Source organism: Paraglaciecola algarum, from assembly GCF_021532655.1.
GTDB lineage: Bacteria > Pseudomonadota > Gammaproteobacteria > Enterobacterales > Alteromonadaceae > Paraglaciecola > Paraglaciecola algarum.
Window position 1 is genome coordinate 73,302 of record NZ_JAKGAS010000012.1, and the last position, 24,594, is coordinate 97,895.

A 24,594-nucleotide genomic window follows, 5' to 3' on the forward strand; every position below is an offset into this window, starting at 1 on the left:
ACATGACTAATCATACTTTTAGTTTAGCTTGGCGTTTGTTTCGACATGAAACCAAACGAGGCGAATTGACCATTATTTTGTTGGCAATTATTTTATCGGTCGCCTCAGTTTTATCTCTATCTTTGTTTAGTGAGCGATTACAACAAGCTTTGAGTGACAAAAGTGCTGAATTTATTGCCGCTGATCGCGTGTTGGATGCTGATAAACCCGTTGATTTGGGGTGGATAGAACAGGCTAAACAGATGAAGCTAAATACCGCGCACCAAGTTTATGCACGCTCTATGGTGTTTGCTAACGAGCAAATGGATTTAGTAGATTTACGAGCTGCTGATAGTGGTTACCCACTTAAAGGTAAAGTAAAAATATCTCAACAACCGTTTAGCCCTGGTGAGATAACTGAAACCTTACCAGCAACCGGCGAAGCTTGGATCGAATCCCAATTATTTCAAACTTTATCAGTATCTATTGGCGATAAAATTGAAGTGGGTGATGCAGAGTTTACCGTCACTCAAGTGTTAAGCGAGGTACCTGATGCCGGATTTAACGTGTTTGGCGGCGATCCCAAAGTCCTTATCCCTAAAGCAGATTTGGCTGCAACTAATATTGAAGGTCCAGGTAGTCGGGTTGGGTATAGTTACTTTTTTACCGGCGAAAAGGATGATTTAGATGATTATTATACTTGGCTAAAACCTCAACTGGATAGAGAAATTCATGATTGGGATTCGGTTGAAGATGAGAATACGAGAATCGGCCGGTCGGTAGGAAGGGCAGGACAGTATTTTTTATTAGCCAGTTTATTGGCCATAGTGTTGGCTGCAGTGTCGATTGCTGTGGCTGCGCAACGGTATAGTCAGCGACATTATGATCCTGTGGCTATCATGAAAACTTTAGGCGCACCTAAAGCCATGGTACAAAAAATTTATCTTTTACAGATTTTATTTATTACTGCATTGGGCATTACTATTGGGGCTGTGTTGGGCTTTGTGATCCAACAGTTAGTAGTGACTGCCATAGCAGATAAGGTAGATGTTTCCATTGATGTATGGCATTGGCGACCTTTATTGATAGCCATTTTTACCGGTACTGTGTGTGCAGTATTGTTTTCTTTGTATCCATTACTTAAATTATTTTCTGTTTCACCGCTCAGGGTTTTGAGACGAGATTTAGGCGCAAACTTGAGCTCTCGCTTAATTCAGTTTTTAGCCTCTGGCGGCGCCATATTTTTATTGATGTGGGCTTATAGTCAAAACCTTAAAGTGAGTGCCATTTTATTTTCATCTGGTATTGCTTTAGTCGTAGGTTTGTTATTTGTGACTTATGGCTTAATTTGGCTCGGCCGAAAAATGGGCCAGGGGAGAATGGGGGCTTGGCAATTAGCTTGGGCGCGTATCCACCGCAGAGCCATGGATAATAGTGTTCAACTGATTAGTTTTGCGGTCACTATTATGTTGCTGCTGGTGGTACTTGTGATGCGTAACGATATGGTTCAGCAATGGCAAGATCAGCTGCCAGAAGGAACACCTAATTATTTCATGGTAAATATTAGTCAAGCTCAACAACCTGAGCTTGAGCAGCACTTTTTGCAAAATGGTGTGGAAGTTAAAAAGTTCTATCCTATTGTGCGCGGTCGTTTCGCAGCGATAAACGATGAAAAAGTGCGGACTGCGGTTTCTAAAGAAGATCCTGAGAAACAGAATCAAGGGCGCAATGGGCTAGGGCGCGAAGCTAATTTAACGTGGAGTAATGAGTTACAAAATGGCAGTAAGGTAATTGATGGCAAGTGGTTTGGAGATAACCCCTTACCTGAAGAAGATCCTAGTCCTTTTCAAGTTTCAGTAGAGCAAGGCTTAGCAGAGCGTATTGATATTAAAATGGGTGATACTTTAACCTTTAATATTGGTAGCGAAATTGTGCATACCCAGGTGACCAGTATACGAGATGTGCATTGGCAGTCTATGCAGCCAAACTTTTTCTTTGTTATTGAACCTAGAGCATTACAAAACTTTACACCTACCTATATTTCAAGTTTCAATTTGCCAACCCAGCGCAAGGCAGATGTGACTCAGCTTATGCAACCATTTGCGAATGTCACCTTAATTGACGTAGATGCGAGGATAAATCAATTACGTAATATCGTTGATCAGGTTTCTATGGCGGTAGAGTTTATTTTGATTTTAGTCCTAGCCGCAGGCTCTTTGGTTTTGATTGCCCAAGTACAGGCCAGTATGGATGAGCGACAGCAAGAGTTAGCTATTTTGCGCACTTTAGGAGCCAAGGGTAATTTGATACGGGCCAGTGTGGTATTTGAATTTGTGATTATTGGTGTTGTGGCAGGCATTATGGCAGCACTTGCCAATGAGCTGACCTTATACATGTTGCAAACTCAAATATTCCAAATGCAAGCTAGTTTACATTGGCAATATTGGGCAGTGGCACCTATTGCTGGGGCGATTGTGGTCGGGATTTTGGGAGCATTGGGTTGCTGGCGATTATTGTCGTTAAATACTAGCCACTTGCTCAGGCAGATGGTTTAGGGCAGCGTAAAAGTAGTATAAGCCGCTTGAAGCAGAATAAAGAAGGAATTAGCAGAAATAGGCAGTAGTTAGAATGTAGTGGAGCTTTGTTAGTTGCTAGTTATGCCGGTTGGTATTACTGCCTCTAGTACCGTCATCCCTGCATTCTCGGTGGTTCAATTTATTTTTAGCTCGGGTCTCGGTAGCTGGCATCTTGTGACTATCCACTGCGTTACTTTTTAACGCAGTGGAATACGTGGGAAAGCTCGGGGTAAACAAACTCATAGCCACTTTCTAATAATCTTTTTGGTACTACTCTTTGTCCGTAAATGAGTAAATCCGCCATTTCGCCCATCAGCTTTCGTAACACGAATTCAGGCATTTTTAAAAAGCATGGTCTGTGTAAGGCCGAGGCAAGTTGCTTGCTAAATTCAGCATTTGTAACGGGGTTAGGTGCGGTAAAATTATATACACCACTACACGTATCATTTTTAATTAAGTGCACTATGCCTTGTAACATGTCTTCAAGATGTATCCACGACATATATTGTTGCCCATCACCAATTGGCCCTCCTATCCCTAACTTAAATGGGGGTAACATTTTAAATAGCGCCCCGCCTCTTTTACTGATGACGATACCTGTTCGCAAAATACAAACTCGGGTTTTATCTGACTGTGCTTGTTTGGCTAAAAACTCCCATCGTTCACATAATTGATGGCTAAACTCGTCATGAGCTTGGTCAAAGCTTTCATCAATTATTGTGTCATCTTGGCGACCGTAATATCCAACTGCCGAACCACTTATAAACACTTCGGGAGGAAATTCACTGTTTTTGATTAGTTGTACGACTTTTTCTGTTATGGACCAGCGACTGGTTTCAATTTGTTGTTTTTGTTCCGGTGTCCACTTTTTGTCTGCAATGGGCTCGCCAGCTAAATTAATCACCACATCATATTCGTTAACATTTTCGAGCTGGTCTAAATTCGATATGAAGTGGATTTTATGGCCTAATATTTTTTCAGCCATGGCCACATTTCGGGTGTAAGCTGATATATCGCATGGCCTAAGTAGAGGAATAAGGTTTGAGCCTATTAGCCCTGTACCGCCTGTCATTAGTATTTTCATCATATCCCTTGTTAATTCGTGGTCCGCTTTAAATCGTGAATAGTTTTAATTCAGCAAAAGTTTTATTATTTATTGCAAGATAAACATAAAGACACTGAATCTGCAAAGCGTAATGCGTGAGGCTTATCTACTTCTGCTTCGGCATAGATCACCCAAGGATGTTCTGCTGCTATTTCAAGTACATCAGCGGTAAGTTTTTCTAATAATGAAAAACGGTTGTTTTCAACTAGCTGAATAATACGCTTGGTAATGGTTTTATAGTTTAGCGCATCCTCCATCTTATCTGTATCAGTAGCTTGGTCGGCTTTATAATCAATTTTAACGTTAACAATCACATCTTGCATATTGGCAATTTCATCATCGTTAATACCTATATACGTACGTAACCTTAGATTTTTAATCCTAATTGTGGCTGGATTTAGCGTCATTATTTGTCCTTATGTTTTCTTTTTATTCTACGCTATAAAACACGATACAGATCTGTTAGTTTGCTAACAAGACATTCATTTAGAATTATATAATGCAAAGTAAATCTCAAACATCGATTAAAGCACTCTTAGTGTTGGCCTCACTTGTTGTTATTTTGGCTGGAGTAAAAGCTGCCACCGCAATTGTGGTGCCTTTTTTGTTATCAGTATTTATTGCCATGGCTTGCAGCCCCATTATTACTTGGGCTAATCAATATAAATTACCCCGCGCTGTAGCGGTTATTATCGTTATCTTATTAATTGTGTCTCTCGGCTTAGTGTTGGCTGGATTAGTTGGCCAGTCGATGAATGAATTTAGCCAAAATATGCCAAAGTATCGCGAGCAGTTGGTGCAAGAGTTTGCATGGGTAATAGGCCAACTAGATAGTTTCAATATTAGTATCGATAAACAGCAACTTTTATCTTATCTAGATCCGGGGGCTGCTATGAATATGGCTAGTAACTTGTTATCTAGTCTGGGTGGCGTGTTAACAAACTTCTTACTGATATTGCTGATTGTAGTCTTCATGTTGTTTGAAGCAGAATCTATTCCTAAAAAGATCCATATTGCATTGGACGATCCGAATATGAAGATGCAACAAATAGATAAGTTTTTAGTATCGGTAAAAAATTATCTGGCGATTAAAACTTTAGTCAGTTTAGGTACAGGGTTGGTGATTGGTATTTGGTTGTATGTGTTGGGCGTTGATCACTTTTTACTTTGGGCTGTGTTAGCATTTTTACTCAATTATATTCCCAATATCGGTTCTATTATCGCAGCGGTGCCAGCTGTATTGTTAGCCTTTGTTCAATTGGGGGCGGCAAGTGCTGGTTTAGCCGCATTAGGTTTTGTGGTATCGAATATGGTGATGGGTAATGTGGTTGAACCTAGGTACATGGGGAGAGGATTAGGCTTGTCTACCCTAGTTGTATTTTTGTCCTTGATTTTCTGGGGCTGGTTGCTCGGTACTGTAGGTATGTTGCTGTCAGTACCGCTCACTATGATAGTCAAAATTGGCCTAGAATCTAGCCCAGACACACGCTGGGTGGCGCAATTGTTAGCGGGTGAAGACAATGAACTTGATGCAAAAAAAGAACAGGAAATAGCAGCTGGTGAATAAGGCCTATACTCAAAATTATTGAAACTAACTGACAGGGTTGAACGACAAGCGGAACAAGACTTTGCTGGTAGTGAGGATGGGCTTTACCGAGCAAGATTAACACTATGAACAAATGGTAGAGGCTGACTGATGACAAATTTGGCAAATTACTTTATTTATACAAAAAAACAACGTTCTTCTTCGATGTCACTTGTTTTAAATGGGGGCATATTATTTTTTCTATACTTGGCAGCACATAAATATCTCCCTTATTTAACGAACGATAAAAGTGCGCTTTCACAACTTCTTGATATTTTAGACATAGCTATTTGGTTTGTTGAAGCTTTTATATTTGGGCTAGCAATCTGGTTTTGGTTTGAAAATAAGGAAATTAAGGTTTGTGTTACGCCGACCACATTATCTTATTTTGATCCTACCTTCAGTGATGTAAGCTGGCAGGTCAATATTTCCGATATTACTGAATTAAAGCAAATAACCGATACAAGGCAAGATTTTTCTTCTAACTTAATAGTCCTAAAAAACGGCGATACCAAGCAACTAATGTATGGGAATTATCGTGGATTTGATCGTCGAGCCTTTTTCGACGCCCTTGTATTAGCTAATCCGAACATCACTGTTCCAGAAAAGATATATAGCTACAAAATACAAAGACCAACCTGGGCAAAACGTATTCGGAATAAATTTGGAATAAATGAGTAACACCAATTCATCTTGATATGCAGTCACTCAGCGAGAGGTTAAAAGGGTTTAATCAAGGCCCATGATTGGTAGCTCTTTACTAAAAATCACCTCGTTCTCTTTCGAGGTCATGCAACACAGAGTAACCCCTTTTGAAACTCGCCTGAAAGGAATGCCCCAGCGACTTTTTGCGCCTATCTTTTTAAAAAGAGCTGGTTCTGGCTATTTAAAAGGGAACAACCATTCTGTATACCGACGCCTTATTCAAAACACGCTGGACGAATTCTGAATGGTCAATTATTTACTGTAATTGTTATTAGATCTGGGATTTGTTTTTGTTCTATCACAGATGGCTCCCTGCTAACAGCATAAGGGGATGACTGTGTAACACGTGACATAGTTTGAGCTAAGATCCACTGAAATTTGTGGATAGAATAGAACTCCTAAATGCAAAGTCTTAGCTAATTCTTGTCTTTCACCTTTTCTGTATGAAGCTATGTATTTTGTGATTTGTAGTGAGCGTTTTTAGCTTTTGTTGTCACTAGAAACTAGTCACTAGTCTAGTAGCTGTTGTTATCTTTGTTCGTTGTTAAACATAGTTTTCATTTGGTTGGCGAAAGCCACAAACTTTTCTTTGATGGTGCGTTTTATTTTAATATCTAAACCGCCAAACATGACAAGTCCTTCAATTGTGAGGGTAGGAGCTTGCTTTGATGCGATAGAAGGTGCGGTATTGTCTATGCCACCCAATATACAAAAAGCTTTAGAGATAATATTGATGTCTTCTGGCACTTTTATATCGGTACCGCCAAATAGGCAGAGTACCTTTATAGTGACATTAGGTGTTGTAAAAATTGCATCAGTAAAATCAATATCGGCTCCACCGAATAGTGTAATGATCCTGATTTCTTGAGGTACGGTCCATTGACCACTGCGGCATGAGCCTCCTAGAATATTAACAATCGTGTCTGTTTCATTGTTATTAGCTGCTGCATAATTGACGTTAAATTGGCGTTCTTTTTGAGCGCTAAATTTTTCATCTTTTGGTTTTTCTAAGTCTTTGGCTAAATCGACTATTTCTTGATGATTGGTACTTGCCATGGCGTGGTCGAGTCGTCTTTCGAATGCTTTATCAGAAATAATGCCGTGGCTGTAATTATAAATAAGGGTATCAATTACTTCTTCACGTACTTTTTCGATGGGGCGATCTTCTAGAATAACAGCCATAACTTTTCCTTAACTTTTTGCAATAAACTTGAATAATATTTATAGAACAGCAGTAAGTATGCCAATTAAAATATACTTTATATTCAATAGGTTAGCTTTTAAATTAAATGTATGAATTGTCAAATTAACTATATTTTCGTGGTTTTAACTATTTATTAAGATTAAATATCAGGGTAATGGCTGCACCACCGAGCGCACTTGTGGTAATTTCTAATTTTCCTTGATAGGCCGCTAGTAGGTCACTAACTACTGCCATGCCAATACCTTGTCCTTCTTTATAGCTATCTAGGCGAGTACCTCTCTTCAATAAGCTTTGTTGTTTATCGGCGGGTATGCCAGAGCCATCATCTTCAATAGTAACCTGAACATTTTTTTGCATCACTTTTGTGGAAACCAGAACCTTACTAGAAGCAGCTTTACAGGCGTTATCGATGACATTCCCCAAGATTTCCATGAGATCAGTTATATCTCCTTGAAATTGACCATTTTGTTCATCTTCTTGATAGCTTAATTCTAGTTTTTTATCTACGTAGACTTTGCTCATGGCATTTAATAACTTTTTGACTACAGGTTTAATCTCAACACCCTTTTCAAATGCACCTGAAGTGCCTGCTACCGCACGCTTAAGTTGTCTTTGTATTTGCATGTCAATTTGCTGAATAGGCTCCCTAGCGTCTGAGGGCAGGGCAGAATTACTAGACAAAACCGCCAATGGAGTTTTTAAGCTATGGGCAAGATCACTTAGGCTGTTTTTATAACGACTGCGTTGTTGTTCTTCTGAATCTAATAAGTGATTAATACTGGTTTTTAACTTTTCTAATTCAGGTGGATATTGTTGGTCGACACGTTTTAACTGGCCTTTTTCTGCTAAACGTATTTGTTTGTTTAATTTGTTTATCGGCAATAAAGCAGCGTTTAAACTAATTAGCAATAATACCAATAATAAAATGGCTACTAAGCCTAACCACTTCCAAAGGGTATTGGCGAACTTTTGTTTTTCGGTATCGAATACGTTTTTGTCTTGAAGAATGTAAAAACTGACTGCTTGATAACCTTTAGGGTGTTCAAATTCAGCTGTGTAAGCGTAAAGAAAGTATTCTTGATGAAAGCTAAAGTCTTCTTCTCCAATTTGAGGACCGGGTATGTTGGGAATGTCTTGCCAGTTTAAGGTAGACAAGGATTGCCATAGAAGGCCTTGTTCACTTTGAATAAAGGCATATAGACCAGATCCCGGAATATTAAACTGGTCATTATACAATTGTTCAGGCATAGCTACTTTGCCTTTCACGAACTCAAACTCTGAGATTAGACTGAGACTTTGTACTCTGAGTTGTTGCAACATGGATTGGGTTAAGCTGCTATTAAAGGCTTTTTCTAGGGTAAAGGCTGTGAGTGGAATAAAAATAAATAAGGTTAATAGAGCAGCAGCGAAAGTCCTTAAGCGTAATGATAAATTTTGCATTTATAAGACTCGGTTTATTCGATAACCTCGGCCACGCAAAGTTTCAATAGGGTTAATACTGCCATCTGGATCGATTTTTTTACGTAATCTACCCACAAACACTTCAATCACGTTACTGTCTAAATCAAAATCCTGATCATATATATGTTCAGTTAATTCTGTTTTCGAGACAATTTTTTGTGGGTTGAGTAAAAGGTACTCGAGAACCTTGTATTCATATGCAGTCAACTCAACGTACTCTCCATTAATGCGAACTTCTTCGCTTAACGTGTCTAGGCTAATGGGTCCTTTTTCAATAGTTGGATGAGCTTTACCTGCTGCACGACGAATGAGTGCTTTTACCCGGGCTAATAATTCTTCGTTGTGGAAAGGTTTAGTTAGGTAGTCGTCTGCTCCAGCGTCTAAACCTTCTACTTTTTCTTGCCAGCGATCCCTTGCGGTTAATATTAAAATAGGGCAGGAGATATCATTTTTTCGGGCCTTTTGGATCACTTCAAAACCGTCGATTATCGGTAAACCTATATCAATAATGGCTAAGTCGTAGGGGTGTTCCGCTAATAAAAACAGGGCTTTTTGTCCATCATCAGCTAGATCAACACTGTAACCATTTTGCTGTAACAAAGCGTCCAGTTGAGTTAATAAGCGGCTGTCGTCTTCAACTATTAAAATTCGCATAATTAATTCTTTGAACCTTGTTGGCTAACTTTTCCTGATTTTTTATCAACATTTACTGACACAACTCGTCCTGATTTTTGTAACAGTTTGACCTGATATTTATGTTTATTTTGATCCACCTTTAATACTCGTCCATTCACCTTTTGCTGTGCCTTTTGAGCAGCTTGAGATTTATTTAAAGTACTCGGTTTTGGGTCATCAGCCGTAACATCTGTCGAGATGATTAAACAGCTGATAACACAAGTCATTAAAAACCGAATGTAACTAGGTGATTTCAAGGTTTTACTCTAATTCTGTAATATTGATTAAACGAGTTTACCTTAATCATGGTAAGACTTAAAAGCACTTGCAGCTTTGTGTTAAATGATTAAGGTAATTACTGCTTATTTACCTATAAATACGAATGTATTTATTAGGTCTATCTTGGCTGAAGGTACTGTAATATCGGCCTTTATTTTTATAGGTAACTTGGTATCCACGTAATCTTCTTTGTTTAATAGTTGATAGGTGACTAGCATTACAACTGTTATGAGAATAATAGTGATTTGAGTGGTACTTTTTGTGTTTACGATCAATTTCGTGAGCAAGCACACCACCAATAATTGCACTAGCTAACGTACCTGCTACTTTATGCCGATCATCACTTGCTGCATTACCGATACTACCGCCTATCACTGAGCCTATTACTGCAGCATGATTATTCCGATCTCTATGAATGGGATAGTTTGAATGATGACGGTAGTCACAACTGTCTCTGTTATGTCTAACAGACACATATTCATACACAGGTGTCACGTCAATTACTCGCGCTTTATAGTAGTTTTTATGGCTACGTTTTTTGTTGAATGAGGCGTTGTTATGAGTGACTTTGTTATAAGAGTTTTTATAGTAAAAAACTGGATCGTGATTAGCCTGAGCTAAAGGCGTAATTAAAAATAAAATTAATGCACTGCTGATTATATATTTCATTGTGTCACCTTCTTGGTACTAAAAAGTAGTAAGTGACTATGATGTTAATCTTCTATGGCTGAATTTTAACTGAACTGAACTGAACCTTTACCCTAAATTTTGAGCTTAAACCCCTAGACTGAATTAAAGACTGTTATATAAGACTTTAGCTTGCTCTTGTTCGGCAATCATCACTTTATTGGCAAATAAGGTGTCTAATTCTGCTTTTGCTTCTTTGTTTAATCCAAGTTGGCTAAGACTCTGAGCAATATAATAATGAATAGCAGGGTTTTGTTGTCCAAGAGCGACTGCTTTTCTCAGTAATTGTAATCCTTCATTGGCTTGTTTTTGTTGAGTTAATAACCAGCCATAAGTAGTTAACACTTGTACATTTGTAGCATCTAATTCAAAGGCTTGTTTTGCATAGGCAATACTTTTTTCGATATTGTTTGTGATATAGGTGTTGGCTAGCCTGACTAACATAGCCGCTTGATTTGGTAGATCTTTATGCTTTAACAATATTTCGTAATGCAAAGCGGCTTGACTTAAATTGCCTCTATAATAGTAATATTGAGCGAGTAAGTTTCTTGGGAAATAGCGGTTAGGGTAGGTTTCTACTATCTTGTCTACTTTGTTTTTAAACAAAGTGTCTGCAACACCGTTTGTGGTTAATGCATACATTTTTCCCAATGCTAATTCATATTCATCATTAATTTCTAAAGTCTTAGCATAGAGTTGGTTGGCTTTGTTTAGATCGCCTAACTGCTCGGCTAACCTTCCTTGTAAAAAGGTGACATCAGCAAAGTCTGGAAATTTTTGACTAATATGTTCTATATGTCGCACTGCGGCGTCGGTTTGTTTGTTATTTAACAATAATTCTGTGAACTGTATGGCTAATGGTAAACTATTTGGTTGGATTTTTTGCGCTGTACTTAACGAGTTAATAGCCGCTGGTAAGTCGTTTGCCATAAGTTGCAATTTGCTCAAAGCAATCAACAAAGCAGCGTTACCTTTTGCGATCCTAGCTAAGTTTCGTATTTGATTATTACTATTTTCTTGGTCTTTTAGGCTTATGTAAATTTGTGCTTTTTGGATTACATACTTAGGGTGGTCTCTTTGGATTTTAGTTAACTTATTTAGTTGAGTTAAGGCATTTTGTAACTCACCTTGAGCCAGATAAATAGTAGTGACTCCCTCTAAGGCCTCAATACTTTGTCTGTCTTCTACTAACACTTTTTTGAAATTAGCTAGAGCTAGGTTTAATTTATTCTGAGTTGTTTGAATTTTTGCTAAAAGCAATAAAGCAGGGGCATATCTAGGGTTTTGGTTTAAAATACTGTCTAATGTGGCTTGGCTTTGCGAATATTTATTTTGCAAAAAGTAAGTGCTGGCTAAATTAATTTTAGCTGAAATTAAATTTGGCTCATAAGTTAACGCTTGGCGTATATATATTTGTGCTTGATCAATTTGGTTTAATTTAAGTAAAACAGCGCCCTTTATGTTTAATTTCAAAGGGTCTTTAGGTTGTAATTCTAATAGTTTAGTTATGCTGTCATTAGCTTTATTATATTGTTCAGTTTGTAGGCTCAATACACAATGTACAAATAACACGGTTTGGTTATTTGGAAAGTCTACAGTGAGTTGCTCAATGGCCTTTAACCCTTCGGCTGTTTTGCCTCTAGCGATCATTAATTTAGCTTCTAATAATTGTATTTGTAAATCATTAGGATATTGAGATTTTAGGTTTTGTAATAGAGATAGAGCTTTAAAATTTTTGCCACTATTTATGTATAAGTCACCTAACATTGCCATCACATTTGGTAATGTTTGTAGTTCTTGTTCTTTACTTTCTAATATTTCAACGGCATCTCTCTCTTTGCCTAAGGCAATATAGCTTTTTGCCAACAGAATTGAGGGGGATAAGTCATCATCATCTAACTTTCTTAAATTAGTGAAATCGCGCACTGCATTTACAAAATTTTGTTCTCTGAAGGCGACTAGAGCGCGTAAGAACAATAAAGATTGCTCCTGATTAACATATTCATCTGAAAGGTTATTAATTTTAGCCGCCATTTCTTTAAATTTAGCTTCGGCATCAGTTTCTAATTCTGTGTTTTGATGTAGCCAACTATTCACTAATATTGCAAAAGGATCATCCGGGGAGGCAATTAGTATGTTTTGTACTGTTTTTTTAGCGTCTTCGTTTTTGTTTGAAGCTAAATAAACATCAGCTAAATGTCGTAAAATCAGAGGTTCGTCTGGTGCTAATTCAAAAGCTTTTTGTAGATATGATAAAGCCGCTTCAAGCTTGTTTTGGCTTCTGGCTGTTAAACCTTTGAGCTGCCAAGTGGTAGAGTTGTCGGGAGTCAACTCTAAAGCTTGGGCTAGTAAAAGTTCTGCTTTGGTGTAGTTTTTAAGGATTAATTCTATTTGGGCTAAGCCATTAAGTTGTTCTGCTTGGTTACCTGACAATGAGCCTATTGTGGTAAAACTTTGTTTTGCACACTGATAATTTTGGGTTTGTAAACAAGCTGACGCTCTGAGTCTTTGCCAATCTATTTTTTGTTGTGTAGAAAAATTATTAAATTGAGTGTAATTAATGATTTGCTCATATTCTTTGTTTTTCAATAATGTCGCTGCCCAGTGATTGGCAAAAGAACTGATATCAGCTCCTTGCCTAATAACTTCATCAAACTCGACTTTTGCTGTAACAAAATGCCCTAGTTGAGCAAGTAATTTACCCATCAATATTTTTGACGGAAGATTTTCAGGAGCAGCTTGTAGTGCATTTTTGAGGTGGATCATTGACTCGTCAAATTTCTCTTGATTAAAGGCTGACAAGGCTTTTTCGTAATGAATTTGACTATTGGCAAAAGTATATGTTGAAAAGTAAAGGTTAAATGTGACTCCTGCAATTAAAAAGAATTTTTTTACAGATAGGTGAGCAAATAACACGCGCATTTATTTCCCTTACTTTAAAATAAAAAAGACGGATAAATCCGTCTTTAAGATCATAACAGTTAAGTTAGATTAACTGCAATATATGCTTATTTTTTGAATCTACGATAACCCATGAAGATTAAGCCTAAGCCCATAAACAAAAGCCCTGCTGGTGCTGGAACGTCGTTTGATGGGGGAGGAGTGTAGGTGAAAAGTGCGTTATGAAGTTCACTTTGAGCGTCTAACGATTTGGCCGCAATGCCTCCGTCAATATTTCCCCCCGCCAAAGTAATATCTGCTCCTGGTGCTAAAACAGAGCCATACCATGAGCCCGAGTTGAAATTGATAGTACTTGCTTCATAAAAATTCCATAAAACGTTAGATGCATTAGCAAAATTAGCAAAAGAGCCAGAAGGTTTTGATGTTAAATTGATAACACCTTCGCCACTAACATTAATTATGACAGGTACAGTAGGGGTTGATAGGAAATCAAAAGTACCATTAGAACTTAGACTATCAGTTGTTATGGTAAATACATTTAAATCAAGAGAGTTGTCATTTTTAAACTTTAAAATGTTGTTATCTGCAGTATCAAAAACACTGGTAGGAGTTAGCTCTTTAAATGTCTTGCTATCAGCCACTGCTTGTGACCATATTGCATTAAACTCTGTTTTTAATATATCAGTATCACGCACATTAGTAGTGCCACCTTCAAATGTTGTACTACCTATATTTGATTCATCTCCGTACACGATATTATTGTTATTGAATACTCTTACTGTACTCGCGTTTATATTTCCAACTACAGTGACCGCATCCACGCTTGGGCTGCTAGGTAAATGTGCACCGACTTCTAAAACTTGCCCTAGCATATTAACGTTGCCATTAATGAAGGCTTGACCTTGTATGTCACTGTTAGTGGTTAGGTCACCCTGCAAAATTAAATTGTATGTGCCTACATGAGCTGCTGTATTGACCGAAGATGTTGTTGCAAATACTTGTGGCGTTAGCAGACTTAAGGAAACAACGACAGATAATAAAAATTTATTTTTCATTCCTAATTCCATTAATGTAAAACGTTTTCATATGATTTTAACTACCTTAAGCAAAAATTAGTCCGAATATGTATGTATTTGATATTTAATGTTTTTATGGTTTTTTTTGTGACTTTTAGATTGGTACTGTAAAAATACATGACACTTTTTATAAAAAATGAATGGTTATTCTCGAATATTTTTAGTTTAAGCACTAGAAGTCTTGATTATCTTTGCCGTTCAATAGGTATTATTTCTAATAACGGTGCGCTATACAGGTCTATATTGAGATTGAACATATGCTTTAGTTAATAATCAACTTTCTTACGTAAGGCTTTGGTTTTACCTGATTTTACTTTGCTATCCACTCGCTTTTTTTGTGAGCTTTTAGTTGGTTTGGTGGCTCGTCTGGCCTTTTGTAATTTGCCTGCTTCACTTAGAATAATTTGCAGTCTATCCAGTGCATCTTGTTTATTCATTTCTTGAGTACGATGACTTTGGGCTTTGATAATTAGAGTACCGTCTTGTGTCACTCGTTTATCTGAGCCAGATAACAATTTTTGTTTGACGTACTCTGGTATTGCAGACGCACGAATATTAAAACGCAAATGGATCGCACTGGATACTTTATTAACATTTTGCCCGCCAGCGCCTTGAGCCCGCATAGCGGTTAACTCAATAGCGGGCATTAAATTTTCAATATTTGGAATGTACATTTATTTATAATCGTTAACTATTATGGAAACACTTTTTTATAAGGTTTAACAGTAACACTTTTATAAACCCCAGCTGTAACATATGGGTCCGCATCTGCCCATGCTTTAGCTTGTTCAAGACTATCAAAATCTAAAATGACCAATGACCCGGTAAAACCAGCTTCACCAGGATCTTCGTTGTCGATTGCAGGACAGGGTCCGGCAGCAAGAACCCGACCTTGATCGGCTAAAGTCTGTAAACGCTCAAGGTGCGCTGGTCTAGCTTGTTTACGCATAGGTAAACTGTTTTCTACATCTTCACTATAAATTACGTACCACATAGTTGAATTCCTATTTTTGAGTAAATTTAAAATATATTATTTTCTGAAAATGGCATTACTGTCACTTACATTAATACCTATTAGTTGTTGTGAAATTGAATCCAGCTGTATATTGGTGCCAACAAAATGCATAACTTGGTGAGTATGTGTGACTGACTCATTGGTTTTTAACGCTAACATAGGTGCTGCACTTTCTAATTCAAAAAATGCTGACTGGCCCAGTAGACTGCCGTCCATATTGCCGTGATTATAGGCGTTAGTTACGTCACCTTTAAACAAACTAGTGTCAGCACTCTCCATTGAGTTTGGATATGTTGCTGCTGGATCTAAGGTAAACTGAATGACAGTTAGACGGTTTAACGTCGGTGTATAACAGAGCATTAAGTTTTTACTAATATCGGCAGGAATACCAATTTTACTGCGATATTTACCATCTGTTTTGTAAAACACTAAGTGCTCTTTGCTTACTAGTCTGTCACTATTCAAAGGATACAAATAACTTTGGACAGTACCTTGTTCTGGTTTAATAGGAAATATAGATATGCTGTCATTTGAACCTTGCAACATGGCCATTGACCAAATAGTAATGAGCCCAGTTTCGGTATTCCAGTCTTTACCAATATTAGTCAGGCTATTGAATGAGTTATAGCCTACTAAATCAACGGTTTTAGGTATTGTTATATTGAGTGATTGAGAAATTTGTCTCGAGTCTAGTAATCTTATTTTTCTATCTAATTGCGCTGAAAAGTGGGTGTTTTGGTGATTAACCAAATTTAATTTTTGTTGAAAGTGGGCTGAGGTTTCATTGTGTGATATTACTGTGTAATCACGGGTTTGAAGTGCTGGCGGTACACGCCAGTTTTCGTTGGTGATTGTTTTACCCGGCGGATAATACAAGGAAAACCTGGAGCCTATAGGTGCGATCCAAGTTCTATCTTCACCGCCTACATTACCCTGTTTGTTTTTAATCGCAACTCTGTCCAACCAAGCATTACTGTGACCTTTAGGGCCTCTTGCTGTGCTAGTAAGTACTCTACCTTGATGTTGAGCTGATAGTACAATTTGGCTTTGTTGATCTTGTGATTTCAGTACTATGGGAGAATCAAATTGACGAATGAAATTAAGCTCTTCAGCAAAGGTTCCAGCCGCAAAGCCCTTAGCTGATATACAGCTAAGGGACAAAAATAAAGCTAACAGTTTGATTAAAAATCCATGTTTAATCATAACGTTACTTTTTGGTTGCGTGTTTCATGTCACTGACAAAATTGCGGAGTGTTTCATACATCTGTGCTGGATTAGTTAAGTTTTCAGCCACAATATTGACCGTTGCAGAGCCTGATATTGCACCGGCGGCACCTGATTTTATCGCATCAGATACTTGTTGCGGGGTAGAAATCCCAAAACCTAATAAAGGTGGAGCCACTTTATACTGAACCAGTTTTTCAACTAATTCACTGGCAGGTATGGTTACCGCTGTTTCTGCGCCTGTTACCCCTGCACGACCTAACAGGTAGGTATAACCTTGAGATTTCTTGCCTATTTCAGCCAAAGTTTCATCACTGGCATTAGGCGGAGCAATTAAAATTTGTTTAATACCCGTTTGTTCCGCAATGGCAATAAAACGATCGGCTTCTCTAAGCGGCACGTCGGCAATCAAAATCGAATCAACACCTGCTTCAGCTGCGTCCGTGTAGAACTTCTCAATTCCCCGTTTTAGCACTAAGTTACTGTATAACAACAACCCAATCGGAATGTCAGGGTTACTTTCACGTACTTTTTTAATCACTTCAAAACACTGTGTAGTTTTGATTTTATGGCTTAAAGCTCTAATGGCTGCTTTTTGAATAGTGGGTCCATCAGCAATAGGATCTGAATAAGGAAAACCTAGTTCTAATGCGTCTGCCCCACCTTCAATTAGTGCGTTAATAATGTTGACTGAAGTATCTACATCTGGGTCACCTACCATGACAAATGGCACAAAAGCGCCTTCATTTTTAGCATTCAGTTGTGCAAACATATTTGCATAACGATCAGTATTTAACTGAGAATTAGTCATTGTTGGCTCCTCCCATAAAAGTATCTCCCAATATGCTATGCACATGGGCTAAGTCTTTGTCTCCGCGGCCGGATAGATTCACAACAATAATGCTACCATCTTCGGCTTCATCAGCCATATTTAAGCCATGAGCTAAAGCATGAGAAGACTCTAGGGCAGGGATGATCCCTTCTTTGCGAGATAAAATCTGGAAAGCATTTAACGCTTCTTCGTCTGTTACTGATACATATTCAGCACGACCAATATCTGACAAGTGAGCATGTTGCGGACCAACTGCTGGGTAATCTAAGCCAGCTGATACAGAGTAAGACTCTTCAATTTGGCCATCGCCATCTTGCATAATGTAACTATAAGCACCGTGTAAAATACCGGTAGTACCTTTACCGATAGCCGCGCCATGATCTTTGGTGTGCACACCTTTACCAGCTGGCTCTACACCCACTAATTTCACGCTAGGTTCGTCAATAAAATCAGCAAACATACCAATCGCATTTGAACCACCACCAACACAGGCCACCACTGCATCTGGTAAACGACCTTCTTTTTCTAATATCTGAGCACGAGTTTCTTCACCTATCATGCGGTGAAATTCACGAACAATAGTAGGGAAAGGGTGAGGACCAGCTGCTGTGCCCAATAAATAGTGAGCCTTGTCGTAACTCGCTGACCAATCACGCATTGCTTCATTTACTGCATCTTTTAACGTACCAGAACCTGCATTCACAGGGATCACTTCAGCGCCCATTAAGCGCATTCTAAATACGTTTGGTGCTTGACGTTCAACATCTTTGGCGCCCATGTAAATACGTGCTTTTAAGCCCATCAATGCGCAGGCTAGCGCAGTTGCTACACCATGTTGGCCGGCGCCTGTTTCGGCAATGACCTCAGTTTTCCCCATACGTTTAGTTAATAGCGCTTGGCCTAAAACCTGATTGGTTTTATGGGCACCACCGTGTAATAAATCTTCGCGTTTTAAGTAAAGTTTTACTTTGGGGTTATTGACTAAATTACGCGTTAAGGTCATGGCTGTTGGTCGACCAGCGTAATTTTTTAATAAATCCATAAACTCTGCTTGGAATTCAGGATCTTTTTGCGCATCGATAAAGGCTTGTTCCAGTTGGTCTAGTGCCGGAATAAGTAATTCTGGGACATACATGCCGCCATAATCGCCAAATTTACTGTCTAAATGATTCATTATTTTCTCACTTTAAAAATCTATATTTTTAGCTTTGAGCTACGAGAGCTATGCTGTTTTAAGTTTTTTCTTTTCGAAGCTCGTCACTCTCAATTCGCGACCTTTGCTCATCACTACTGTTAATACTGTCTAAGTAGCTCAAAAGATTGATTTATTTTTTGTTGATCTTTAATCCCTGGAGCAGATTCTACACCTGAATTTAGATCTAACATGGCACAACCTTGTTGAGCCGCTTGTTTTACGTTACTTGGAGTTATACCGCCTGCTAAAACCAGTTTAGATTTATCAGACAATTGGTCTAACAATTGCCAACTAAAGCTTTGACCTGTGCCGCCAGATTCGCTGCCCACTTGGCAGTCTAATAAAAAGTAATCGATTTGTTTTTCATCTAAAGTGGGCAACTCAGACGTTACCCCTTTAGCTAACCAAATTTGGCAATCTTGGTTTAGCTCCACACCCAGCTGATCAATATATTTTTGATCTTCTTGACCATGCAATTGAACTGCGACTAATCCTAACTCTTTAGAGTATTGGATAACCTGCTCAATAGGCGCATCAACAAATACCCCCACGTAATTAAAAGGTACTGCATAGGTAATTTGTTTGGCTTGTTCTAAGGTCACAAATCGCTTGGATTTTTCAGCAAAAATAAGTCCAGCATAACTGGCGTGGCTGTCTTTCACTAATTTAGCGCCAGTGAGGTTGGTTGTGCCACAAATTTTTACTTGGCCATAAACTAATTTTTTAGCCGCTAAGCTAATGTCTTGTTCGGCCATTAATGAACTACCCACCAAAAAGCCTTGCACAAGTGGAGCCAGTCGTCGCACATCTTGATGAGTATAAATACCTGACTCAGAAATGATTACGTGATCATGAGTGGCGAGTTGTTTGATTAGAGGAACTAAGCGTTCTGTTGTGGCTAGATCAGTACTTAAGTCACGTAAATTGCGATTATTAATGCCAATAATATTAGCCTTTAATGCAACGGCTCTGTGTACTTCTTCTTCATTACTGACTTCGGTTAATACGTCTAACTGATATTGCTCGGCAAGTTTTGCCAGTTCAATATATTCAGCATCATTCAGCACAGATAACATTAATAGAATGGCATCTGCATTATGATAACGAGCTAGGTGTACCTGGTAAGCTTCTACAAAAAAATCTTTATTAATGACAGGTTGTGTAACGTTTTTACGCACGTATTCTAGATATTCAAACTTACCTTGAAAGTACTTCTCGTCAGTTAGTACAGAAATGCAGGCTGCATATGGTTGATAAGCTTGAATAATTTCATCTAGATTAAAGTCTTCGCGGATCAAACCTTTTGATGGCGAGGCTTTTTTACACTCTAAAATGAAACCTGCATTGGGTTGAGCCAGTGCATCATAAAAACTTCTATCAGATTGAGTTAATTGATTGACGAAGCTGTCTAATGGTAAGTCAATTTTACGCTGGGCGATTTCTTGACGTTTATCTAGCACAATTTTTTCTAATACGTTGGCCATCTAATTCACTGATCCCTATATTTTAATTTATTGTGCTTGCTGGCTAATTTCAGCCGACAAGTTAATTGTGGTTATAGGCAACTGCTGTTGCATGGCTTCAATTGCCATTTTTGCCCCTTGTTGATAAGAATCGGCTTTACCACATAATTTTAGTAACGCCCCTGTATTCATGGCTACTGCGGCTTGATGGGCTGGTTGACCTTTGCCCATCAATACGTTTTCAATCAAGGTTTTATTTTGTTCCGGCTCGCCGCCTTTAATGGCATCTAGAGCATAGGTGTCCAATCCAAAATCGGCTGGGCATAAGGAAAATTCGGATAGTTTGTCACCAGCCACTTCCACTACTTGTGTATCACCATGTAAAGCAAATTCATCTAATCCGCTACCGTGCACTACTAAGGCTTTTTGATACCCTAACAATTGCAATGTTTTAGCAAAAGGCATTAACAATTTAGGAGCGTATACGCCAATAATTATGTGACTTGGACGTGCTGGGTTAACCAGTGGGCCAAGTAAATTAAATAAAGTGCGGGTTTTTAATGTGGTACGTACAGGCATGGCATGGCGTATGCCTGAGTGGTAATTTGGCGCAAACAAAAAACATAGATTAGATTGGTCTAAACATTCACGGGCGGTCTCAGCTGACATAGTCAGTTCAAGACCAAAGGCTTTAAATAAATCTGCAGATCCTGATTTACTCGATACGCTACGATTACCATGTTTGGCTACTTTTAACCCGCAACTAGCAGCTACTATGGCAGAAGCAGAAGAGATATTAATAGTGTTATGGCCATCACCACCTGTACCAACAATATCTGCAAATTCATAATCTGGACGCGAGAACGAACCAGCATTTTTAATTAAAGCTGTAGCAGCACCGGCTATTTCTGCTGGGCATTCACCTTTGATTTTTAAGGCTGTTAGTAAAGAAGATAAAACAATGTCATCAACTTGTCCGGTAACCACCTGAGAAAAGACTTCTGTTACTTCAGCTTGTCGAAGGTTTTTGCCCTGATATAGCTGTTCTAGAATGTCATGGATCATAATTTCTGCCTTCTTTTTTTAATTTTGGGGCTGGTTTAGGGGTTGAGTGCGGGTTAAATACTCAATGCTCTGCATTAATAACTGACTGCCTTGAGAGGTTAAAATCGACTCTGGATGAAATTGAAAACCTAACATCATGTCTTTTAAATGAGCGACTGCCATAGGTATGTCTTCAAACTTTGCCAGTAAACTTAATTCGGCGGGTATATTGGCCGCCATTAATGAATGATAACGAGCAACGGGTAAAGGCTGTGGCATATTGGCAAACATCTTATCAGCACTATGTTCAATTAGTGATGATTTGCCATGCATAACTTCATTTGAGCGCACTATATTTCCGCCATAAGACTCTACTATGGCCTGATGACCTAAACAAATCCCTAATACTGGAAAACGACCTTTAACTAATGCTAAAAGCGGCAACATGGAGCCCGCTTGAGAGGGATTACCTGGACCAGGTGACAGCATTAACATTACCTGTTTATGTGGTTTTTTCGCCTGCTCTTGCATTTTTTCTAGGATTAACTCAGCGGGTACCGAGTTACGATAAATAATCAGCTCTAAACCTAAACTACGTAATTCGTCTACTAGGTTATAAGTAAATGAGTCAAAGTTATCTAATAAAAATACACAGATATTGCTGTTGTTTTGTGAACTCATTACTTTGCCTCCGAATCAGTGTTTTCACTTAGCTGTGAGCTAGTCACTGAACTAGAAATCACTGCGTTAATTACCGCTTGTGCTTTACCGCGAGTTTCGTCCGCTTCGGATTGTGGATCTGAATCGAACACCACACCTGCTCCAGCTTGGATATACGCAGTGTTGTTTTTCACAAAGGCAGAGCGGATAACAATACAGGTGTCCATATCACCATTATTATTTATGTAACCTACCGCGCCGCCGTAGCTGCCTCGGCGCTGTTTTTCAACTTCACGAATGAGGGTGGCAGCACTGACTTTAGGAGCACCGACTAATGTGCCCATATTCATACAGGCTTGATAGGCATTTAAAGCATCTAAATCCTCACGTAGTTGTCCAACTACCCGCGAGACTAAATGCATCACATGTGAGTATCTGTCGACTTTAAGTAAGTCGGTGACATACCGTGTACCAGGTTTAGAAACTTTGGCAACATCGTTACGCGCCAAATCCACTAACATAATATGTTCGGCTCGCTCTTTTTTGTCTTCTTGTAGGTTTAACTCCAAGCGACTATCTAAATCTAAGTCGATACTGCCATCGGCACGCTTACCTCTTGGTCGAGTGCCAGCAATAGGGTAAATTTCAACTTGGTTAGTTTCTTTGGTGTATTTTAATGCTGACTCTGGTGAGGCGCCAAACATACAAAAGTTATCATCTTGAATGAAAAACATGTAAGGACTTGGGTTTTGTTGTTTTAACGTACGATATGCATCACGAGGGTGAGAACAAGGCAAACTAAACGTACGAGAAGGAACCACTTGGAAAATATCACCGGCTAAAATATGTTCCTTTAGACCTAACACGTCTTGCTTAAACTCTTCATCTGACTTGTTGCTAACTAGCTGACTCACATCGATAGCTTGTTTTTCTTCAACAGGTAAGGCTTTGATTGTGCTGAGTTTGTGCTTAATTTGTTCTAAGCGTTGACTCACAACAAAATAATTTTCTCTTACATGTTCGCCACTAAACACACTACCAATAATATCTGTTTGCTGAGTTTGATGGTCAATCACCACTAATGACTCGGCCAAATAAAATACAAAGTCAGGACATGAATTTTCACTGTTTGCTACGTCTGGTAATTTTTCAAAGCTAGCCAATAAGTCATAGGCTAATGCGCCGCCCAAAAATACTGCATTAGGATGCTGACGTATGGTGGTAATTTTTTGGGTAATTAACCTAAGTGCATCAAACACTGCGGGAGCTTTTAATCGACTGTCCTCATCAAGCGCTGGGTCGGCCTCAGGAAAAGTCAGTGTGATTAAACCTTTGTCTTGCTCAAACACATGATTAACCCCAGTTGGGCAGTGTTCAATAAATATGGGTAATACCGCGCGGCCATTATCTGTTAAAGCGCGGCAGGTCACCTGATGTCCATGACATTCTAATTTGACAGCTGCATCAACTAGTAACAGACTTTTTAGGTTGTCTTTACTGTCTATTTCGGCTGATTCAAGTAGTAAATTATTGGTACTTTGTTGACAAAGATATTGATATGCATGCAAAGGATCGGCTATATACTCTGCCGAAACGATTAAGCTTTCTACCTTGCCTACTTCTTTTGTTAACTGGGCTAAACTCATTTTTATTCTCGTAATTTTGTGCTATTTATTTTGTTAATCTGAGTATCTTTGCGGGTCTAGTTTATTTTTGGCTATACGTAAAAAAGCCCGCATTATACGGGCTTTTTTAAAATTTATTTGTAAAAAATACAAACACTCACAGCCCGTTAGTTCAGGTTGTGCCACCACCAAGTAATGTGTGTTTGAGTATTTTTCATGTTGTTGCTCTTTATCTAACTAAAATTTCTGAGTTAATTGTGAAATAACACTTACGAAAGCGTATAATACGTTTATTCACAACAATATTGTGCCTATAGAAGAAAACAAAAACGCGTCTGTGTCAATACACAAATTGCTTCTAGATATAAAAATTAATGATATAAGAAATAACACAATTAATATAAGAAATGACTTACTCAACATAAGAAATTATTTAAACAATGAAAATCGACCTACATAGCCATACTCATTACTCAGACGGGCACTTGTCTCCGAAGGAGTTAATTGATCGTGCGCATAATATGCAAGTGAATGTATTGTCGATAACTGATCACGATACTGTGAACGGGATTGATGAAGCTTTGCTCTATCAGGCTCAACAAAAAAGGCAGATGCAAATTCTACCTGGGGTAGAAATATCTACCTCTTGGCATAATTTTGATATTCATATTTTGGGTTTAAATGTAGATCACAATGATCCTGTTTTTTTAGAGCGCCTCGAGCAACAAAGCCAAGAGCGAGATAGAAGAGCCCAACAAATGTCTGACAAACTAGCCAAAGCGGGTATTGAAAATGTGCTAAGTGAGGCCAAAGAATTAGCAGGAGTAGGACAACTCACTCGTGCTCATTTTGCCCGAGTATTAGTGCAGCGAAAAGTAGTGAATGATTTTGATTCAGTGTTTAAAAAATATTTAGGTAAAGGCAAACGAGCCCATGTAAAGCCTAAATGGATAAGTATTCAAGAAGCTGTCACTTGGATACAAGAAGCGGGTGGCAAAGCAGTATTGGCCCACCCTGGTCATTACGATATGACGACTAAATGGCTTAGACGTTTGGTTGCGGAATTTGCACAGGCAGGTGGAGACGGAATGGAAGTGATTCATTCCCACCTAACGCCAGAGCGCAAAAAGTTGCTGGCTGATATGGCACAAGAGCATGATTTATATGCCTCTAGCGGATCTGATTTTCATTTTCCTAATCGCTGGACTGAATTAGGTAAAAACCTTTCGCTTCCTGAGCAGCTTGTGCCAATATGGCATGATTGGGAACTAACGTCGATAGACTAAATGATCGTTTTAATCGT

Annotated in this window: 22 protein-coding genes; 4 read left to right on the top strand and 18 right to left on the bottom strand. The window is 38.6% G+C overall.

Features of this window, described 5'->3' with window-relative positions; all coding sequences use genetic code 11:
• Positions 1 to 2 precede the first annotated feature (2 nt).
• The gene (locus L0668_RS17565; protein ID WP_235314035.1) at positions 3 to 2,534 is read left to right on the top strand and encodes an ABC transporter permease; all 2,532 of its coding nucleotides are present in this window, start codon (positions 3 to 5) and stop codon (positions 2,532 to 2,534) included.
• 211 nt (positions 2,535 to 2,745) lie between these two features.
• On the opposite strand, the gene L0668_RS17570 is transcribed toward L0668_RS17565, so the two are convergent.
• Positions 2,746 to 3,639, bottom strand: coding sequence for a TIGR01777 family oxidoreductase (locus L0668_RS17570; protein WP_235314069.1), 894 nt, complete (start codon positions 3,637 to 3,639; stop codon positions 2,746 to 2,748).
• 65 nt (positions 3,640 to 3,704) lie between these two features.
• Entirely contained in the window at positions 3,705 to 4,067 is a 363-nt protein-coding gene (folX, locus tag L0668_RS17575) for a dihydroneopterin triphosphate 2'-epimerase (RefSeq protein WP_235314036.1), read from the bottom strand.
• 92 nt (positions 4,068 to 4,159) lie between these two features.
• Here folX and L0668_RS17580 point away from each other — a divergent pair, with 92 nt between their 5' ends.
• Together L0668_RS17580 and L0668_RS17585 are read left to right on the top strand one after the other, a co-directional pair.
• Positions 4,160 to 5,227: an AI-2E family transporter gene (locus tag L0668_RS17580; RefSeq protein WP_235314037.1), complete on the top strand. Its 1,068-nt coding sequence runs from the start codon at positions 4,160 to 4,162 to the stop codon at positions 5,225 to 5,227.
• A gap of 129 nt (positions 5,228 to 5,356) precedes the next feature.
• Complete coding sequence (locus L0668_RS17585) at positions 5,357 to 5,926, top strand: hypothetical protein (RefSeq protein ID WP_235314038.1); 570 nt, start codon at positions 5,357 to 5,359, stop codon at positions 5,924 to 5,926.
• A gap of 552 nt (positions 5,927 to 6,478) precedes the next feature.
• Here the strand turns inward: L0668_RS17585 and L0668_RS17590 are convergent.
• The 16 genes from L0668_RS17590 to L0668_RS17665 all read right to left on the bottom strand — a co-directional run bounded on the left by L0668_RS17590 (position 6,479) and on the right by L0668_RS17665 (position 23,312).
• Complete coding sequence (locus tag L0668_RS17590) at positions 6,479 to 7,132, bottom strand: LiaF domain-containing protein (RefSeq protein WP_235314039.1); 654 nt, start codon at positions 7,130 to 7,132, stop codon at positions 6,479 to 6,481.
• A 148-nt stretch (positions 7,133 to 7,280) separates the two neighbouring features.
• The gene (locus L0668_RS17595) at positions 7,281 to 8,594 is read right to left on the bottom strand and encodes an ATP-binding protein (RefSeq protein ID WP_235314040.1); all 1,314 of its coding nucleotides are present in this window, start codon (positions 8,592 to 8,594) and stop codon (positions 7,281 to 7,283) included.
• Positions 8,595 to 9,269 (bottom strand): response regulator transcription factor, encoded by a 675-nt coding sequence (locus tag L0668_RS17600; protein WP_235314041.1) that lies wholly within the window; start codon positions 9,267 to 9,269, stop codon positions 8,595 to 8,597.
• 2 nt (positions 9,270 to 9,271) lie between these two features.
• Complete coding sequence (locus L0668_RS17605; RefSeq protein ID WP_235314042.1) at positions 9,272 to 9,547, bottom strand: PepSY domain-containing protein; 276 nt, start codon at positions 9,545 to 9,547, stop codon at positions 9,272 to 9,274.
• Positions 9,548 to 9,656: 109 nt separating this feature from the next.
• Complete coding sequence (locus tag L0668_RS17610) at positions 9,657 to 10,238, bottom strand: glycine zipper 2TM domain-containing protein (RefSeq protein ID WP_235314043.1); 582 nt, start codon at positions 10,236 to 10,238, stop codon at positions 9,657 to 9,659.
• 123 nt (positions 10,239 to 10,361) lie between these two features.
• Positions 10,362 to 13,178, bottom strand: coding sequence for an XrtA/PEP-CTERM system TPR-repeat protein PrsT (gene prsT / locus L0668_RS17615; protein ID WP_235314044.1), 2,817 nt, complete (start codon positions 13,176 to 13,178; stop codon positions 10,362 to 10,364).
• A gap of 86 nt (positions 13,179 to 13,264) precedes the next feature.
• Positions 13,265 to 14,212: a collagen-binding domain-containing protein gene (locus L0668_RS17620; protein WP_235314045.1), complete on the bottom strand. Its 948-nt coding sequence runs from the start codon at positions 14,210 to 14,212 to the stop codon at positions 13,265 to 13,267.
• 287 nt (positions 14,213 to 14,499) lie between these two features.
• Complete coding sequence (arfB, locus tag L0668_RS17625; protein WP_235314046.1) at positions 14,500 to 14,907, bottom strand: alternative ribosome rescue aminoacyl-tRNA hydrolase ArfB; 408 nt, start codon at positions 14,905 to 14,907, stop codon at positions 14,500 to 14,502.
• A gap of 20 nt (positions 14,908 to 14,927) precedes the next feature.
• On the bottom strand, positions 14,928 to 15,227 hold the full coding sequence (locus L0668_RS17630) for a YciI family protein (protein ID WP_235314047.1): 300 nt from the start codon (positions 15,225 to 15,227) through the stop codon (positions 14,928 to 14,930).
• Positions 15,228 to 15,263: 36 nt separating this feature from the next.
• Positions 15,264 to 16,451, bottom strand: coding sequence for a DUF6786 family protein (locus L0668_RS17635; RefSeq protein WP_235314048.1), 1,188 nt, complete (start codon positions 16,449 to 16,451; stop codon positions 15,264 to 15,266).
• 4 nt (positions 16,452 to 16,455) lie between these two features.
• Entirely contained in the window at positions 16,456 to 17,283 is an 828-nt protein-coding gene (gene trpA, locus L0668_RS17640; RefSeq protein ID WP_235314049.1) for a tryptophan synthase subunit alpha, read from the bottom strand.
• Positions 17,276 to 18,478: a tryptophan synthase subunit beta gene (gene trpB / locus L0668_RS17645; RefSeq protein WP_235314050.1), complete on the bottom strand. Its 1,203-nt coding sequence runs from the start codon at positions 18,476 to 18,478 to the stop codon at positions 17,276 to 17,278. Before trpB ends, trpA begins: the two co-directional genes overlap by 8 nt.
• A gap of 119 nt (positions 18,479 to 18,597) precedes the next feature.
• Positions 18,598 to 19,983, bottom strand: a complete 1,386-nt coding sequence (gene trpCF, locus L0668_RS17650) for a bifunctional indole-3-glycerol-phosphate synthase TrpC/phosphoribosylanthranilate isomerase TrpF (protein WP_235314051.1) — start codon at positions 19,981 to 19,983, stop codon at positions 18,598 to 18,600.
• Positions 19,984 to 20,010: 27 nt separating this feature from the next.
• A complete protein-coding gene (gene trpD / locus L0668_RS17655; RefSeq protein ID WP_235314052.1) occupies positions 20,011 to 21,027 on the bottom strand; it encodes an anthranilate phosphoribosyltransferase in 1,017 nt (338 codons plus the stop codon).
• 18 nt (positions 21,028 to 21,045) lie between these two features.
• Positions 21,046 to 21,687 carry an aminodeoxychorismate/anthranilate synthase component II gene (locus tag L0668_RS17660; RefSeq protein ID WP_235314053.1) on the bottom strand — a complete coding sequence of 214 codons (642 nt, stop codon included), beginning with the start codon at positions 21,685 to 21,687 and terminating at the stop codon, positions 21,046 to 21,048.
• On the bottom strand, positions 21,687 to 23,312 hold the full coding sequence (locus L0668_RS17665) for an anthranilate synthase component 1 (RefSeq protein WP_235314054.1): 1,626 nt from the start codon (positions 23,310 to 23,312) through the stop codon (positions 21,687 to 21,689). The genes L0668_RS17660 and L0668_RS17665 overlap by 1 nt, the downstream gene beginning before the upstream one ends.
• 419 nt (positions 23,313 to 23,731) lie before the next feature.
• On the opposite strand from L0668_RS17665, the gene L0668_RS17670 reads away from it, so the two are divergent.
• Positions 23,732 to 24,577: a PHP domain-containing protein gene (locus L0668_RS17670; protein WP_235314055.1), complete on the top strand. Its 846-nt coding sequence runs from the start codon at positions 23,732 to 23,734 to the stop codon at positions 24,575 to 24,577.
• Positions 24,578 to 24,594 lie beyond the last annotated feature (17 nt).

Excerpts from the sequence above, each read along its gene's own strand:
- L0668_RS17565 (WP_235314035.1), top strand. The coding sequence starts at position 3 with ATGACTAATCATACTTTTAGTTTAGCTTGGCGTTTGTTTCGACATGAA.
- L0668_RS17570 (WP_235314069.1), bottom strand. The coding sequence starts at position 3,639 with ATGAAAATACTAATGACAGGCGGTACAGGGCTAATAGGCTCAAACCTT.
- folX (WP_235314036.1), bottom strand. The coding sequence starts at position 4,067 with ATGACGCTAAATCCAGCCACAATTAGGATTAAAAATCTAAGGTTACGT.
- L0668_RS17580 (WP_235314037.1), top strand. The coding sequence starts at position 4,160 with ATGCAAAGTAAATCTCAAACATCGATTAAAGCACTCTTAGTGTTGGCC.
- L0668_RS17585 (WP_235314038.1), top strand. The coding sequence starts at position 5,357 with ATGACAAATTTGGCAAATTACTTTATTTATACAAAAAAACAACGTTCT.
- L0668_RS17590 (WP_235314039.1), bottom strand. The coding sequence starts at position 7,132 with ATGGCTGTTATTCTAGAAGATCGCCCCATCGAAAAAGTACGTGAAGAA.
- L0668_RS17595 (WP_235314040.1), bottom strand. The coding sequence starts at position 8,594 with ATGCAAAATTTATCATTACGCTTAAGGACTTTCGCTGCTGCTCTATTA.
- L0668_RS17600 (WP_235314041.1), bottom strand. The coding sequence starts at position 9,269 with ATGCGAATTTTAATAGTTGAAGACGACAGCCGCTTATTAACTCAACTG.
- L0668_RS17610 (WP_235314043.1), bottom strand. The coding sequence starts at position 10,238 with ATGAAATATATAATCAGCAGTGCATTAATTTTATTTTTAATTACGCCT.
- prsT (WP_235314044.1), bottom strand. The coding sequence starts at position 13,178 with ATGCGCGTGTTATTTGCTCACCTATCTGTAAAAAAATTCTTTTTAATT.
- L0668_RS17620 (WP_235314045.1), bottom strand. The coding sequence starts at position 14,212 with ATGAAAAATAAATTTTTATTATCTGTCGTTGTTTCCTTAAGTCTGCTA.
- arfB (WP_235314046.1), bottom strand. The coding sequence starts at position 14,907 with ATGTACATTCCAAATATTGAAAATTTAATGCCCGCTATTGAGTTAACC.
- L0668_RS17630 (WP_235314047.1), bottom strand. The coding sequence starts at position 15,227 with ATGTGGTACGTAATTTATAGTGAAGATGTAGAAAACAGTTTACCTATG.
- L0668_RS17635 (WP_235314048.1), bottom strand. The coding sequence starts at position 16,451 with ATGATTAAACATGGATTTTTAATCAAACTGTTAGCTTTATTTTTGTCC.
- trpA (WP_235314049.1), bottom strand. The coding sequence starts at position 17,283 with ATGACTAATTCTCAGTTAAATACTGATCGTTATGCAAATATGTTTGCA.
- trpB (WP_235314050.1), bottom strand. The coding sequence starts at position 18,478 with ATGAATCATTTAGACAGTAAATTTGGCGATTATGGCGGCATGTATGTC.
- trpCF (WP_235314051.1), bottom strand. The coding sequence starts at position 19,983 with ATGGCCAACGTATTAGAAAAAATTGTGCTAGATAAACGTCAAGAAATC.
- trpD (WP_235314052.1), bottom strand. The coding sequence starts at position 21,027 with ATGATCCATGACATTCTAGAACAGCTATATCAGGGCAAAAACCTTCGA.
- L0668_RS17660 (WP_235314053.1), bottom strand. The coding sequence starts at position 21,687 with ATGAGTTCACAAAACAACAGCAATATCTGTGTATTTTTATTAGATAAC.
- L0668_RS17665 (WP_235314054.1), bottom strand. The coding sequence starts at position 23,312 with ATGAGTTTAGCCCAGTTAACAAAAGAAGTAGGCAAGGTAGAAAGCTTA.
- L0668_RS17670 (WP_235314055.1), top strand. The coding sequence starts at position 23,732 with ATGAAAATCGACCTACATAGCCATACTCATTACTCAGACGGGCACTTG.